The sequence below is a fragment of the Arthrobacter koreensis genome, assembly GCF_035792275.1.
Taxonomy (GTDB): domain Bacteria; phylum Actinomycetota; class Actinomycetes; order Actinomycetales; family Micrococcaceae; genus Arthrobacter_B; species Arthrobacter_B koreensis_A.
Genome location: NZ_JAMWKK010000003.1, coordinates 60,029 through 73,754 on the forward strand (window position 1 = coordinate 60,029; position 13,726 = coordinate 73,754).

Consider the following 13,726-nt stretch of genomic DNA (forward strand, 5'->3'; position numbering starts at 1 on the left):
AGCTAGCCTTCGTCGGAGCTGTTGAAGTCCTTCAGCCAGGCGCGCAGGTCCGGGCCGAGGTCTTCGCGCTCGGAGGCAAGGGTGACAACGGCCTTGAGGTAGCTCAGCTTGTCGCCGGTGTCGTAGCGGCGGCCACGGAAGACGACGCCGTAAACGCCGCCGCCCTCGCCCTCGGTGCCTGCCAGGGTCTGCAGGGCATCGGTGAGCTGGATTTCCCCGCCGCGGCCGGGTCCGGTTTCCTCGAGCACGCCGAAAACGGACGGGTGGAGGACGTAGCGGCCAATGACCGCGAGGTTTGACGGCGCGTCAGCGGCGTCGGGCTTTTCAACGAGCTTGTTGACGCGTACGTAGTCTTCGCCCTCGATGACGGAGATATCCGCGCAGCCGTAGGCGCTGATCTGGTCCGGCTCAACTTCGATCAGGGCGACGACGGAGCCGCCCGTCTTCGCCTGGACTTCGACCATTGTTTCCAGCAGCGGGTCCCTGGCGTCGATGAGGTCGTCACCGAGCAGGACGGCGAAGGGGTCGTCACCAATGTGCAGCTTGGCGCGGAGGACTGCGTGGCCGAGCCCCTTCGGGTCGCCCTGGCGCAGGTAGTGGATTTCGCCCAGTTCAGAGGACTCACGGACCAGGGCAAGCTTTTCGTCGTCGCCCTTGTCCTTCAGCGTCTGCTCGATGAAGGGCACCCGGTCGAAGTGGTCCTCAAGGGAACGCTTGTTGCGGCCGGTGATCATCAGAATGTCGGGCATGCCCGCATTAACCGCTTCTTCAACGACGTACTGGATGGCCGGCTTGTCCACCACCGGAAGCATTTCCTTCGGCATGGCCTTGGTGGCCGGAAGGAAGCGCGTACCCAGACCGGCGGCGGGAATTACGGCTTTGGTGATCTTTGGGCGTGAGGTCATGACGGTAAGAGTACCTAAGTGAACGCACGGCGCGCCAAATGCACCGCCGCTGCGGGCACAATGGGTGCATGACCGGCATAACAAAAGAAGAGGTGCGGACCAGGTTCAAGCAGCAGCGGCGCGCAATGGACGGCAGGGAGTCAGCCGAACAGCTCGCCGCCGCCGCCTTACCGCTGCTGAGCGGTTTGAAACCGGGGTCGATGGTCAGCTGTTACCTCTCGGCCGGAAAGGAACCGGATACCTCGGGTCTCCTCGCTGCGCTGTCCGCAGCCGGCCACACTGTCGTGGTGCCCGTCTGTGAACCTGCCCACCGGCTTTCCTGGTGTCCGTGGACTCCGGGAGTCCGGCTGGTTCCCGGACTCTTTCCCGGGATCCCGGAACCCGCCGGTCCGCGCTGGGACCTCCCGGAGATCATGGGGCTGGACCTGCTGCTTATTCCGGCCCTTGCGGTCGCCCGGGACGGCACGAGGATGGGCAAGGGCGGCGGCTACTACGACAGGTTCCTTACCCGGTTCCGTGCCGCCGGGGGTACTGCCCCGGTGGTGGCACTGGTGCATGACCATGAGTTCGTTCCCGCCGGGACTCTTCCCGCTGATGCCCTGGATGTTCCGGTGGACGGCGTACTGTGCCCGGCCGGTTATACGCCGGTGACCAGCCCGGAGGTGTATACTTAGCACTCTAGGCCACAGAGTGCCAATCCAGCCGATCTTCGGCGGATGACGACACTGCTGAGGCCTTCCTTTCGCCCTTCAGGAGGAGTAAGAGTGCCCACGTATGCCTATGCCTGCAAGGATTGCGGCCACGCGTTCGATATCCAGCAGTCCTTCACCGATGACAGCCTCACCGTCTGCCCCGAGTGCGGCGGCAGCCTGCGCAAGAAGTTCAACAGCGTAGGCGTGGTTTTCAAGGGCTCCGGTTTCTACCGCACCGACTCCCGCGACGCTGCTTCGACCGTTCCGGCTGCCCCCTCAAAGGACGCTCCCGCCAAGGAATCTGCGGCCAAGGCTGCACCGGCTGCTTCCTCCGCGCCGGCCTCTGCGGCTTCGGCTCCGGCCGCCGGCTAGCTCGTTCGGGGTTCCGCTGTGCGGTCCTGAAACCACGCAGTGCTGAAACTGTGCGGTCCTGAAACCTAAGGGCGCCCCGGGCTCCTGCACAGGAGCCCGGGGCGCCCTTTGTTTTCCCCAGGACTTCTCCTGGCGGGCGCACCGGGCCCTCCCCCGGCCTAGCGTGGCCGCATGTTCAGCACTTTCCGGCGCGGCCGGTTGATCCGCCAACGGGACAACGTCCAGCCAGCCGGAGCCAGGCCGGCTCCGGCGCCTCCCGGCCGGGTTTCCCCGGGACGCGGGCGCCTTCACCGCGTCCTCGTCCGCCGGCGGCGTTTCCTGGCGGGAGTGCTCGTTGCTGCCGCTGCCGGAATCACGGTGCAGGCGATGCTGCCTGCCGAGCCTGCCGCGGTCGCGGCGGCTGCTGCCGCCAGAGACCTTCCCGCCGGTCACATCATTACGCCCGGCGACCTTCGCATGGTCCGGCTTCCGCCGAAGGCCGTGCCTCCTGGAGCGCTCACCGGCACCGGTTCCGCCGCCGGGGAGCAGCTGGCCGTGCCGCTGCGCAGCGGCACGGTGCTGAGTGAGACTCTCCTGGTAGGTGACGGGCTGCTGGCGGGTTCGCCGGAGGGAACTGCAGCGCTGCCCCTCCGTCCGGCTGATCCTGCGTCCGCCCGGCTGCTGGCTCCCGGGGTCCTGATCGACGTGGTCGCCGCCGCCGACGAGGGGTTCGATGGGGCCGGCCCTCCGGTAGTCCTTGCATCCGGTGTCCCTGTGCTGTGGGTAACGGGGGCCGGAAGCGGGGCCGGTTCGTGGCCCGGGGCCGATGCCGCAGCGGAAGAACAGCTGGTGGTGGTCGCGGCGCGGGCAGCTGACGCACCGGAGCTGGCCGTCGCCTCAGCCAGTGGCGGGCTTTACCTCATCCCCAGTGCCCGGTAGCTCCGCAGGTCATCGCAAAACTATCCCCAGTGCGGAGGACGCTGTTCGCGCAGCCAGTCTGAGGTGTCCTCAGGCGCGTCTCCCCACGCGCGGGGATCGTCCTCAGCCGCGGTCTGCGGCAGGATTCCAGTGCCCCGCGGCTGCGGAGCCTTTCGGGAATCCGGATGCGGTTTGCCGCCGGCCCTGTCTGTCTCCGGCGGACGGGATCCCTCGAAGGTGCCCGGTGCGGAAGGCCCGGCTTCTGCTGCCGGGGAGGCCGGAGCAGTATGCACAAGCTGTGCGGCCTGTTTCAGCCTGGTCGGTGCAGAGGTGCTCCGCCGGGACCGGCGCTTGCCTGCCGCCGGAGCATCTGCCGGTGGGTTCCCCGTAGCCGGCCCCCGGTTTTCACCGTCGCCGGGATTCGTCATTCCGGGATTCGGTTGGCTGTTCTGTTCCTGGCTCATGCTGCCTGTCGATTCCCCCGGCCGCCGCTGCAGCTGCTGCCGCGGCGCGAATCGCCGGGTTGGCTTGTTCCTCTGACCGTGGCCGGATCCGCGTGCTGCCGTGAGGAACCACGGTGGCCGGGGCGGCCGCCGCGCTCACGTCGCGGATCGGTTCGGGGTCCGGCGCCGGGGCCTGGAGTCCCAGGTACCGTCCCACCAGGTCGGCGCAGGCGGCGGGATCGGTAAAGACCTCGATGGTCCACAGCGGCATGTAGCGCCAGCCCAGCCGCTCAAGCAGCTGCGGACGCAGCCGGCTGCGTTCCCGAACGCTCATGCCCCGGTACCGTGCCGTGCCGTCGGACTCGATAGCCATCGGCACGGCCGGATCCGCCTCCGCGGAACGCCGGACTGTTGCCACAATGTCAATCACGTCGTCGTAGTGGTCCCAGACGTCCGCGCCCCGCGAGCGGAGCCGTCCCACCAGGTCCGCTACCAGCGGGTCATCCGCCATGATCGAGTTTCCGGCAGGGCGTTCGCTGGTGGGCTGGGCCGGGCCGCCGTCGAGCTCGCGCACCAGCAGCTGGTAGAAGTCGCGGGCACCGTGGCCGAGCCTGGACTCGTCGAGGTCCGAAGGCTGGAAGCAGGTCAGCACATGCAGGCGGTGGCGGGCGCGGGTCATCGCATTGACGAACCGTCCCCGTCCGCCCGGCTCGGAGAGCAGGCCAAAGTTGTGCAGCGCCCGGCCGTGCGGGGTCCTGCCGAAGCCGAGCGAGAAGATCACCGCATCGCGGACCAGGCCGGCAGCGCGGTCAGCCGGTACCACCCGGAAGGATTCGGCGCCGGGGGCGAAGAAATCCGCTGCCCAGGGGAAGTTGGCCATCTGCACACGGATTGCCTCAGCCACCCGAACGGCGTGCCGCGGGCTGGCAGTGATGACGGCCAGTGACTGGCTCGGACGGCGCCGGACGTGTTCAAAGACCAGGTCCACCACGCGGTTGACCTCGGCGGAGACACTTTCAACGCCTTCCTGGTCAGCACTGGGCATGCCCGTGCCGTCAGCAAGGTACTCCACCGTGAGCGGCCGTTCACCGGTGGCCACTTCATCGCCGCGGGGCACCCAGGACAGGCGTCCGCCGTAGAACTCGTCGCTGAGCTGCTTCAGCAGGTGCTTATCGGTACCCCGGTAGACAGTCGACAGGTTCCGGACGGGCAGGATCCGGGCAAGCGCGTCGAAGGCGCTGGGCAGTTCGTCCTCTGCGGTCCCCGTGTCCGGGTGCTGAATGTTGATGGTGAAGGGACGCGGGCCGCCGAGGTTTCCGTCGCCGAAGGCAAGTACCTGCTCTGCGCGGGCAATCGCCGGGACGGCAGCCTGCAGGCTCATGGACTCAGCGTCCAGGATGATCAGGGCGTCAAAGCGCCTGGATCCCGGAAGCATCATGGGCAGCAGGAGCGGGCTCGCGGCCCAGACCGGAAGCAGCGAAGACACCAGCTCGTCGGACTGCCCGGAGAGTGAATCCACCGTCAGCGGACCGGTCTTGATGACTTCGCGGAGCCGTGCGGCGTCCTTGGGCCGCGACTTGATTCCCTCCCGCCAGCGCCGTGCCAGCTCCCAGCGAAGCCGGGAAGAGCCGGAGGCAATGTGCGCATTGTCCGCCAGGCGGTATTCGGCCTCCAGGCGGCGCAGGCTGTCGCCGTCGGACATAGCCAGGTAGTCATCGCCGCTGATCATGGCTTCAAGTGCGGACTGCCACCAGGCCAGCTCCAGTTCATAGCCGACCTGCCGCGGTGTCACTTCGCGGGCCTCAAGGTCGTCAAGCAGCTCGCCAAGGCCCTGTCCGCGCATCTCGTCCACGAGCAGGGTGCGCTCGGGCAGGGTTTCAAGGGTTTCCTTGTCCCCGGCGAGGGCGCTCAGCTTCTTCTCGAGGTCGTCCAGTGACTGGTCGGCGAGGTTGGGCCGGTCCGGAGTTCCGGCGAGGATCCGCGTCAGCTCGTCGAGCTGGCCCTTGACCTCAAGATAGGTGCGGTTCAGGTCTGCCAGACCCGTGGGTACCGAGGGATGGCGCTGGGTCGTGGCGTACCGCGTCCAGGTTCCGCGCTGCTGCTGCACCTGCACCAGTGACGTGTGCAGATCCGCAATGTGCACACCGGGACGAATGTATTCCTTGGCCACGCGCCGCAGCCGTGAACGCGTCATGGAACTCATGTCCACGCCGTGTTCGCGGCGCCAGGAGGATGATGCAGTGGCTGAGATCAGGTCCGTCACGGGCCGGTCGAAGATGTCCGGGGTGAATTTGTCCAGGCTCTCGCGGACCGCAACCAGCAGCTGCAGCTGCTCGCCCCACTGGGCGAAGGTCTCCCCCAGCCGGATCTGTGAGTGCTCGGCCACTTCCTGGACCCGGGTGCGCAGCTGCGGCAGTGCCTCAGCCAGCTCCTCGGTCAGCTTGTGCGCTGCTTCGGTCTCCTTGCGGTTGAGCAGCTTGGCCCCGAACCAGGGGCTGGAGACGGCGGCGCGGGAAAAGCTTCCAAGTTCCGCGGCGCGGCGCAGCCGGCCCGTCAGCTCGGTACGGTCCGTGATGCTGTCCAGGACGCTGCGCTTCAGGCGCACCGTGGTGGCCGGTGCCGGAGTCAGGGATGTGAGTTCAGCCAGGGACTGCATGGCCTGGTAGGGCGAGCAGCCCCAGCGCTGCCGCACGTTATGCAGGGACTTCACATGGTCGCGGAGCTGGTGGCGGCTTTCCTGCAGGACCTTGTGCAGGTTGCCAAGGTTCGGTTCCGCTGCCTTCTCGCTGCGCACGATCGCGCGGATGAGGCGGTCCCGGAGGGCGTCTTCGCTGAGGCCGGCCCCGAGCTGCAGCACCAGCGAACCAAGATTGAGGCTGTCCAGGGCGGAAACGAACTCGTTCAGCGTCCCGCGCCGCTCGGCGACCACGAGGACCGACTTGCCGGCGTTGACCAGGGCGGCCGCCGAATTGACCGCGGTCTGCGTCTGGCCGGTTCCCGGAGGTGCCGAAACCACGAGGGAGGTGCCGGCGCCTGCCAGGTCCAGTACATCCTGCTGTTCGCGGTCAGCGTCCATGACCAGGAGTTCGGAGGCCGGGGCGCGGTCGTCCAGGGGCGGGAGCCCCGGGTCGGCGGGTTCCGGGACTTCGGCGCCGCCGTCGACCGCTGCGTCCATCAGCGCCCGGAGGACGGGATGGGCGGGGTCCAGGGCCGTATCCTCGGCGAGGTCGGGCAGGTCAGCGAATGTGGACACGAGGAGCCGGTGCTCAATGTTCATGCCGCGCACACCCTCGGTGAGCCCACGCAGCCGTTCCAGGACCGGATGCGGGTCGAAACGGGCCGTACCATAGGCCAGCCGTGCCAGAGACTCGGCCTCGACGTCGAGGCCCTGCTGGTTCTCGAGGTGACGGATAAGGGCGGGGTTCAGTTCGGCCTTGCCGGTGAGCTGAAGCTCGTAATCGTCCTGGGAAGCGTGGACCGTGAGGCTGACGGCGGTGAGCAGCACGGGAGCGGTGAGGGATTCCGGGCGAAGCGCTTCATCCGAGGCGTAGCGCCAGGATGCGGTTCCTGCGGCAAGATAGCCGACGTCGATGCCGCGGTCGGAGCCCAGTTCGTAGATCTTGGCCCGCAGCGCGCGGGCTGCACGCATCGCCGTGCTGTAGTGGTCCGCGTCGCGCAGCAGGGTTGAGAGCCTGGTCTTCCGCCCGGCGAGCAGCTGGGCCAGGCCGGAGGGGTGGGCATGGGTCAGGTCGATGCTGTTCTCCGGCGTGACCGTGAAATGCAGCAGCGTGTCCGACCCGGCGTGCTGGCCCAGCCCGGCCAGCCACGGCAGCAGGAAGTCCGAGGCGCTGTCCCCGGGATTCTGCTCAGACACTGATGCCCTCTTTCCTGCACTTCCGCGCGACGATCTCGACCAAACTGGCATACCTTCCAAGCTATCGTCATTTGCCGGGATAGCTCCGGATAGCAACGCGGGGGACGGCTCTTCAGCCGTCCCCCGCGCTCTATGATGCTACTCCCACTCGATGGTTCCCGGGGGCTTGCTGGTGACGTCCAGCACCACCCGGTTAACGCCGTCCACCTCGTTGGTAATGCGGTTGGAGATCCGTGCCAGCAGGTCGTACGGCAGGCGCGACCAGTCCGCCGTCATGGCGTCCTCGCTGGATACCGGGCGCAGGACGATGGGGTGGCCGTAGGTACGGCCGTCACCCTGGACGCCGACGCTGCGGACGTCTGCCAGCAGGACGACCGGCATCTGCCAGACTTCCTCATCCAGGCCGGCTGCGGTGAGCTCGGCACGGGCGATCGCGTCTGCACGGCGAAGCAGGTCCAGGCGTTCCCTGGTTACTTCGCCGATGATGCGGATGCCCAGTCCGGGACCGGGGAACGGCTGGCGGCCAACGATCTCCGCCGGCAGGCCGAGTTCGCGCCCAACGGCACGGACTTCGTCCTTGAACAGCAGCCGCAGGGGCTCAACCAGTTCGAACTGCATGTCCTCGGGCAGGCCGCCGACGTTGTGGTGGCTCTTGATGTTCGCTGCACCTTCGCCGCCGCCGGATTCGACGACGTCCGGGTACAGGGTGCCCTGGACGAGGAACCGGATCGGTTCCCCGGCAGCGTTGGCTTCGGCCATGATGGCGCGTTCGGCTTCTTCGAATGCTCGGATGAACTCGCGGCCGATGATCTTGCGCTTGGTTTCGGGATCGGTGACCCCGGCAAGCGCGCTCAGGAAGCGTTCCTGCTCATTGGCAACGTAGAGATTGACGCCGGTTGCGGCGACGAAGTCGCGCTCAACCTGCTCTGCTTCGCCTTCGCGCAGCAGACCATGGTCAACGAAGACGCAGGTGAGCTGGTCGCCGACGGCGCGCTGCACCAGTGCGGCAGCCACGGCGGAATCAACGCCGCCGGAAAGGCCGCAGATGACGCGTGAGGAGCCGATCTGTTCGCGGATGCGTTCGACCTGCTCTTCGACGATGTTGCCGGTGGTCCAGCTGCGGTCCAGCCGCGCACCCTTGAAGAGGAAGTTCTCCAGCACCTGCTGGCCGTGGGCCGAGTGCTTCACTTCGGGGTGCCACTGGACGCCGTAGAGCTTCTTTTCCTCGTTGGCGAAAGCGGCAACGGGTGCGCCGGCGGTGCTGGCCAGCACCTCGAAGCCCTCGGGGGCTTCGTGGACGCTGTCACCGTGGCTCATCCAGGTGTTCTGGTGCTCGGGGGTTCCTTCAAGGATGGAGCGGGAACCGTTGACGGCAGCCGCATCGGTGGAACCGTATTCGCGCATGCCGGTCCTGGCGACTTTGCCGCCAAGGGCCGCAGCCATGGCCTGGAAGCCGTAGCAGATGCCGAAAACCGGTACACCGGCGTCGAACAGGTCCGGATCCACCTTGGGGGCGCCTTCGGCGTAGACGCTGGAGGGTCCGCCGGAAAGGATGATCGCCGCCGGATTCTTGGCCAGAAGTTCCTGGGTGCTGTAGGTGTGCGGCACGACCTCGGAGTAGACATCGGCTTCGCGTACGCGCCGGGCAATCAGCTGGGCGTACTGGGCGCCGTAGTCCACAACCAGGACGGGGCGCTCTTCAATGGGAGCAGTCGCGGGATTAGTCACGGTTTCAAGGATAGTCGCCCCGGCGCACCGCCCGCACATTGTGCCGGCTGCGGATTCCCGGGTGGAAGCGGCTAGTACCGCTTGGCGGCTTCCGGATGCGCTTCAAGTTCCGCGAGGACCTGCTTGTGGGTGCGGGTTTCAACGATGAATGAGAGGAACGGCACCACACCGCCCAGCGCAATGACGATGAACTTGGAGAACGGCCAGCGCATGAGCTGCCACAGCCGGAAGTCAGCGAACAGGTAGACCACGTAGAGCCAGCCGTGCGCGATCAGCACCGCGGTGTAGAGGTTCAGTCCTCCCACGATTACCGGCGGAATCTCCAGCACGTACTTCATGATCATTTCGGCCACGAGCAGCAGCAGGAAGATACCGGTTACCCACGAGGAGACCTTGTAGAACGCCAGGGCCGTCCGGATCTGCGCGTGGGTGCCGCCGAAGCGGCGCTTCTTCTTCTTCGGGCGGGGCGGCCGGGTGACTGCGGGGTCGCTCAATTCTTTACCTCACTGCTAGTTGTACCGGGTTCGTCGTCATACTCGTCGTCTTCGTAGTCGTCGTCCTCGTACTCGTCCTCTTCGAGGCTGCGCTGGTATGAGTCGGCCAGCAGGCGCCACCAGAGGAAGACGGAGAAGCCGGCGAAGACCACCCATTCGACGGCGTAGAAGATGTTCAGCCAGTTGATCGTGGTTTCCTGCGGCTGCGGTGCCACTGTCACGGTCTGCAGCCCGGTGTCCGCCGGGGCACCGTCCACGAGGGTCTCGTGGGCGGTGACGAAGGCGGAGTAGAGCGGCCGGTCCCAGATGTTGCCCAGCTCTGCACTGGAGAGCGCAGCGACCATGCCCTCGGGCACCGGCCCGGCGATCGGCGCTTCGGGCGGAAGCAGCCTGCCGGTAATCGTGACCTCGCCCTCGGGGGCTGATCCGGCGTCGTCCGCTTCTTCCGTCCAGCCGCGCACAACCGGGATCGATGCGTCCTGCGGGGCGCCGTCGACGTCGAACGCCGTGACTACCCAGTAGCCCTCTTCGCCGTCCTGCAGGCGGTTCCCGATCAGGACCTGGTCTTCGGGATCGAAGGAACCGGTGAAGGTAACCATCTGGTCTGCCTGGGTGCCGTAGAGCGGAACGCCGGGGGTGAAAACGTCCGTCAGCGGGCGGACCACCTCAGTGTCCTCTGCGGGCGGCGGTCCCTCGTTTTCGGCTGCCGAGAACTGCCACTCGGAGAGCAGCACGAACACGGTGGAGATGGCCAGGGCAAACAGCAGTCCGGCGATCCATCGCGGTTGCAGGGCAGTCTTAAGCACGGGTTAACGGTACTTCGTAGTCGTGTAGAAAACCCAATGCCGCCTCCGGGACTGGTCAGTGGTCGAAGAAGACGAGGGAGGAATTGATGAGCTCTGCTATGACTTCCGGATCCTGTGCCCGGCGCAGGGATTCCCGGAAAGATGGCCGGAACAGGGACCGGGCAAGCGTGGCGAGCACCTCCAGGTGCTCGGAGTAGGCTGCTGCCGGCGTGGCAATCAGCAGCACCACCGTCGCGGGGCCGTCGGAGGCTCCGAAGTCCACGCTGTGCCCGTATTTGCAGATTCCGACGCCGATGGAGGTCTTCACCGTGTGCCGGCTGCGGGCATGCGGCAGGCCGATCCCTCCGGGCAGTCCGGTTGCCATCTGGTGCTCCCGGGCAGCGACGTCCCTCAGGAAACCGTCCAAGTCGTCCAGCCTGCCCAGGGCGTACATGCGCTGGGCCAGCTGTGCCGCGGCGTCGTCCCTGTCCTTGGCCTCCATTTCCAGGATGACCATTTCCGGCTCGGTAAGGACGGCGCCGGACGCGTTCAGGCTGAGTTCACTCATGCGTCAGTGCTCCGGATCAGCGCGGGGCGATGTCCTGGACGGCAAGCCGGGCAGCGTCGGCGGACACGTCGTCCGGCTGTTCCTGGCTAAGCCGTTCGGCTTCCACCCGGGCGAGGTAGTGGCGTACTTCTTCCTCTACCCGGGCCTCGTCCCAGCCGAGGATCGGTGCCATCAGGTCTGCGACAACGGGTGCCGCGGAGACGCCCCGGTCCCAGGACTCGATGGAGATCCGCGTGCGGCGTGCCAGCACGTCCTCGATGTGGCGTGCGCCCTCGTGGGTGGTGGCGTACACAACCTCGGCACCAAGGTAGTCGTCGGCTCCGGGAAGCGGTTCGCCCAATTCCGGTTTGGCCTTGATGAGGTCCAGGACCTCTCCGGCGAGGGCCCCGTAGCGGTTGAGCAGGTGTTCAACGCGGACAACGTGGATGCCGTATTCGTCGGCTGTCCGGTGGCGCCGGTTCCAGGCGGCCTTGTAGCCCACGGCGCCGAGCAGGGGGATGGTCTGCGTGCAGGATTCCGGCACCTTCTCATCCAGTGCCCGTGCGGCTTCGTCCACGGCGTCCTTGGCCATCACCCGGTAGGTGGTCCATTTGCCGCCGGCAACGACGACGAGTCCGGGCACCGGGTGTGCGACGACGTGTTCCCGCGAAAGCTTGGCGGTTGAATCGTTCTCGCCGGCCAGCAGCGGACGGAGCCCCGCGTAGACACCCTCGACGTCTTCGCGGGTCAGGGGACGCTTCAGCACACGGTTGACGTGCTCCAGCAGGTAGTCGATGTCCGCTGACGTGGCAGCCGGATGGGACTTGTCCAGGTTCCAGTCGGTGTCCGTGGTACCGATGATCCAGTGCCGTCCCCATGGGATAACGAAGAGTACCGATTTCTCGGTCCGCAGGATCATGCCGACAGTGGACTGGATGCGGTCGCGCGGCACCACCAGGTGGATGCCCTTGGACGCCCGCACCTTGAGCTGGCCGCGGTCAGTGACCATGGCCTGGGTCTCGTCGGTCCAGACACCGGTGGCGTTGACCACCTGGCTGGCGGCAATCTCGAACTCTTCGCCGGTCTCCTGGTCCCGCACACGGGCGCCGACAACGCGCTCCCCTTCGCGGAGGAAGTCGACGACGGAGAGCCGGTTCACGGCGGCGGCGCCGTAATGGACGGCGGTCCTGACCATGTTGGCCACGTACCGGGCGTCGTCCACCTGTCCGTCGTAGTAGCGGATGGAGCCGATCATGGCGTCATCCTTGAGGCTGGGGGCCGCCCGCAGGGTGCCGCGCCTGGTGAGGTGCGTCTGCATGGGCACGCCGCGGGAATTGCCGGACGTCATGCCCAGGGTGTCATAGAGGAAAATGCCGGCGCCCACGTACGGACGCTCCACGAAGCGCTTGGTCAGCGGGTAGAGGAACGGGACCGGCTTCACCAGGTGCGGGGCGATCCGCTGCAGCAGCAGGCCGCGCTCCTTCAGGGCTTCCTGGACCAGGGCGAAGTCCAGCATTTCCAGGTAGCGCAGGCCGCCGTGGATCAGCTTGGAGGACCGGGAAGACGTTCCGGAGGCCCAGTCCCGGGCCTCCACCATGCCGACCTTCAGTCCGCGGGTCACGGCGTCCAGTGCAGCACCGGCGCCCACCACCCCGCCTCCCACGATCAGGATGTCCAGCTGGCCGCCGGGCTCCGTCGTCGAACGCAGTTTCTGCAGGGCTTCTTCGCGGTATTCCGGACTGAGTGCATCTGTTGCCATGGTCTAGGTTCCTCTCTGAAGCGTGCCCCGCTGGTGGTGGGGTTGGACGTGCTCAGGTGTTGTAAGGGTAAGGCGAGACCAGCACGTCAATGCGCTGGAACGCCTTCAGGTCAGAGTAGCCGGTTGTTGCCATTGCCCGCCGCAGTGCCCCCATCAGGTTGGAGGTTCCGTTGGTGTGGTGCGAGGGGCCCCACAGGACTTCCTTCAGCGGACCAACGGTGTCCAGATGGACCCTGTCCCCGCGCGGAAGCTCGCTGTGGTGGGCTTCCTGCCCCCAGTGCCAGCCGCGGCCGGGGGCTTCCTCGGCGCGGGCCAGGGCAGAACCGAGCATCACGGCGTCTGCGCCCATGGCGATCGCCTTGATGATGTCGCCGCTGGTGCCCATGCCGCCGTCGGCGATCACGTGGACGTACCGTCCGCCGGACTCATCCATGTAATCCCGGCGGGCTTCGGCGATGTCGGAAATCGCGGTGGCCATCGGGGCGTGGATGCCCAGCGCGCGCCGCGTCGTCGTTGTTGCCCCTCCGCCGAAACCGACGAGGACGCCGGCAGCACCTGTGCGCATCAGGTGCAGGGCCGGGGTGTAGCCTGCGGCTCCGCCGACGATCACTGGGACGTCGAGTTCGTAGATGAACTGCTTGAGGTTCAGCGGTTCAACGTTCTTGGAGACGTGCTCGGCGGAAACTGTGGTTCCGCGGATCACGAAGATGTCCACGCCTGCGGCCAGGACGGTCTTGTAGAACTCCTGCGTGCGCTGCGGGGTCAGCGAACCGGCTACGGTCACGCCTGCTTCGCGCATCTCTGCCAGGCGGGAGGTGATCAGTTCGGCCTGGATCGGCGCGGTGTAGATCTCCTGCAGGCGGCGGGTGGCAGAAGGGTTGAAGTTCTCTTCGCTAAGGACGGCGATTTCGTCCAGGATCGGCTGCGGATCCTCGTACCGGGTCCACAGTCCTTCGAGGTTCAGGACGCCGAGTCCGCCCATGCGGCCCAGGGCGATGGCACTGGCCGGAGACATCACCGAGTCCATCGGGGCGCCGATGACGGGCATTTCGAACTGGTAGGCGTCTATCTGCCAGTTGACCGAGACGTCCTGGGGATCACGGGTGCGCCGCGAGGGCACAATCGCTACGTCATCCAGGGAGTAGGCTCTGCGCCCACGCTTGCCACGGCCGATCTCTATCTCGTTAGTCACTGCTCTAGGTTATCCCAGTCGCTAAAAGAAGCAGGCAC

11 protein-coding genes are annotated in these 13,726 nt (G+C 66.7%); 3 read left to right on the forward strand and 8 right to left on the reverse strand.

Features of this window, described 5'->3' with window-relative positions; all coding sequences use genetic code 11:
• Nucleotides 1-2: 2 nt before the first annotated feature.
• Nucleotides 3-905 carry a UTP--glucose-1-phosphate uridylyltransferase GalU gene (gene galU, locus NGB94_RS03780; RefSeq protein ID WP_325789208.1) on the reverse strand — a complete coding sequence of 301 codons (903 nt, stop codon included), beginning with the start codon at nt 903-905 and terminating at the stop codon, nt 3-5.
• Between the two features lie 68 nt (nt 906-973).
• Here galU and NGB94_RS03785 point away from each other — a divergent pair, with 68 nt between their 5' ends.
• From NGB94_RS03785 to NGB94_RS03795, 3 genes are all read left to right on the forward strand, one after another.
• A complete protein-coding gene (locus tag NGB94_RS03785; RefSeq protein WP_325789209.1) occupies nt 974-1,579 on the forward strand; it encodes a 5-formyltetrahydrofolate cyclo-ligase in 606 nt (201 codons plus the stop codon).
• A gap of 90 nt (nt 1,580-1,669) precedes the next feature.
• Nucleotides 1,670-1,969 (forward strand): FmdB family zinc ribbon protein, encoded by a 300-nt coding sequence (locus NGB94_RS03790; RefSeq protein WP_325789211.1) that lies wholly within the window; start codon nt 1,670-1,672, stop codon nt 1,967-1,969.
• A gap of 171 nt (nt 1,970-2,140) precedes the next feature.
• The gene (locus tag NGB94_RS03795; RefSeq protein WP_325789212.1) at nt 2,141-2,887 is read left to right on the forward strand and encodes an SAF domain-containing protein; all 747 of its coding nucleotides are present in this window, start codon (nt 2,141-2,143) and stop codon (nt 2,885-2,887) included.
• Between the two features lie 384 nt (nt 2,888-3,271).
• Here the strand turns inward: NGB94_RS03795 and NGB94_RS03800 are convergent, their stop codons facing one another.
• The 7 genes from NGB94_RS03800 to NGB94_RS03830 form a co-directional block, all read right to left on the reverse strand.
• A complete protein-coding gene (locus NGB94_RS03800; RefSeq protein WP_418910603.1) occupies nt 3,272-7,183 on the reverse strand; it encodes an AAA family ATPase in 3,912 nt (1,303 codons plus the stop codon).
• A gap of 138 nt (nt 7,184-7,321) precedes the next feature.
• Nucleotides 7,322-8,950 (reverse strand): glutamine-hydrolyzing GMP synthase, encoded by a 1,629-nt coding sequence (gene guaA, locus NGB94_RS03805; RefSeq protein WP_418910604.1) that lies wholly within the window; start codon nt 8,948-8,950, stop codon nt 7,322-7,324.
• A 32-nt stretch (nt 8,951-8,982) separates the two neighbouring features.
• Nucleotides 8,983-9,405: a DUF3817 domain-containing protein gene (locus NGB94_RS03810; protein WP_325789216.1), complete on the reverse strand. Its 423-nt coding sequence runs from the start codon at nt 9,403-9,405 to the stop codon at nt 8,983-8,985.
• The gene (locus NGB94_RS03815; protein ID WP_325789217.1) at nt 9,402-10,211 is read right to left on the reverse strand and encodes an SURF1 family protein; all 810 of its coding nucleotides are present in this window, start codon (nt 10,209-10,211) and stop codon (nt 9,402-9,404) included. The genes NGB94_RS03810 and NGB94_RS03815 overlap by 4 nt, the downstream gene beginning before the upstream one ends.
• A gap of 55 nt (nt 10,212-10,266) precedes the next feature.
• Nucleotides 10,267-10,758: a PTS sugar transporter subunit IIA gene (locus NGB94_RS03820; RefSeq protein WP_325789218.1), complete on the reverse strand. Its 492-nt coding sequence runs from the start codon at nt 10,756-10,758 to the stop codon at nt 10,267-10,269.
• A gap of 16 nt (nt 10,759-10,774) precedes the next feature.
• A complete protein-coding gene (locus tag NGB94_RS03825; protein WP_325789219.1) occupies nt 10,775-12,496 on the reverse strand; it encodes a glycerol-3-phosphate dehydrogenase/oxidase in 1,722 nt (573 codons plus the stop codon).
• A 52-nt stretch (nt 12,497-12,548) separates the two neighbouring features.
• Nucleotides 12,549-13,688, reverse strand: a complete 1,140-nt coding sequence (locus tag NGB94_RS03830; protein WP_325789221.1) for a GuaB3 family IMP dehydrogenase-related protein — start codon at nt 13,686-13,688, stop codon at nt 12,549-12,551.
• Between the last annotated feature and the right edge of the window lie 38 nt (nt 13,689-13,726).

What these genes read in the sequence shown, in the direction of transcription:
- NGB94_RS03820 (WP_325789218.1), bottom strand. Translation starts at nt 10,758, where the DNA reads ATGAGTGAACTCAGCCTGAACGCGTCCGGCGCCGTCCTTACCGAGCCG.
- NGB94_RS03785 (WP_325789209.1), top strand. Translation starts at nt 974, where the DNA reads ATGACCGGCATAACAAAAGAAGAGGTGCGGACCAGGTTCAAGCAGCAG.
- guaA (WP_418910604.1), bottom strand. Translation starts at nt 8,950, where the DNA reads ATGTGCGGGCGGTGCGCCGGGGCGACTATCCTTGAAACCGTGACTAAT.
- NGB94_RS03825 (WP_325789219.1), bottom strand. Translation starts at nt 12,496, where the DNA reads ATGGCAACAGATGCACTCAGTCCGGAATACCGCGAAGAAGCCCTGCAG.
- galU (WP_325789208.1), bottom strand. Translation starts at nt 905, where the DNA reads ATGACCTCACGCCCAAAGATCACCAAAGCCGTAATTCCCGCCGCCGGT.
- NGB94_RS03795 (WP_325789212.1), top strand. Translation starts at nt 2,141, where the DNA reads ATGTTCAGCACTTTCCGGCGCGGCCGGTTGATCCGCCAACGGGACAAC.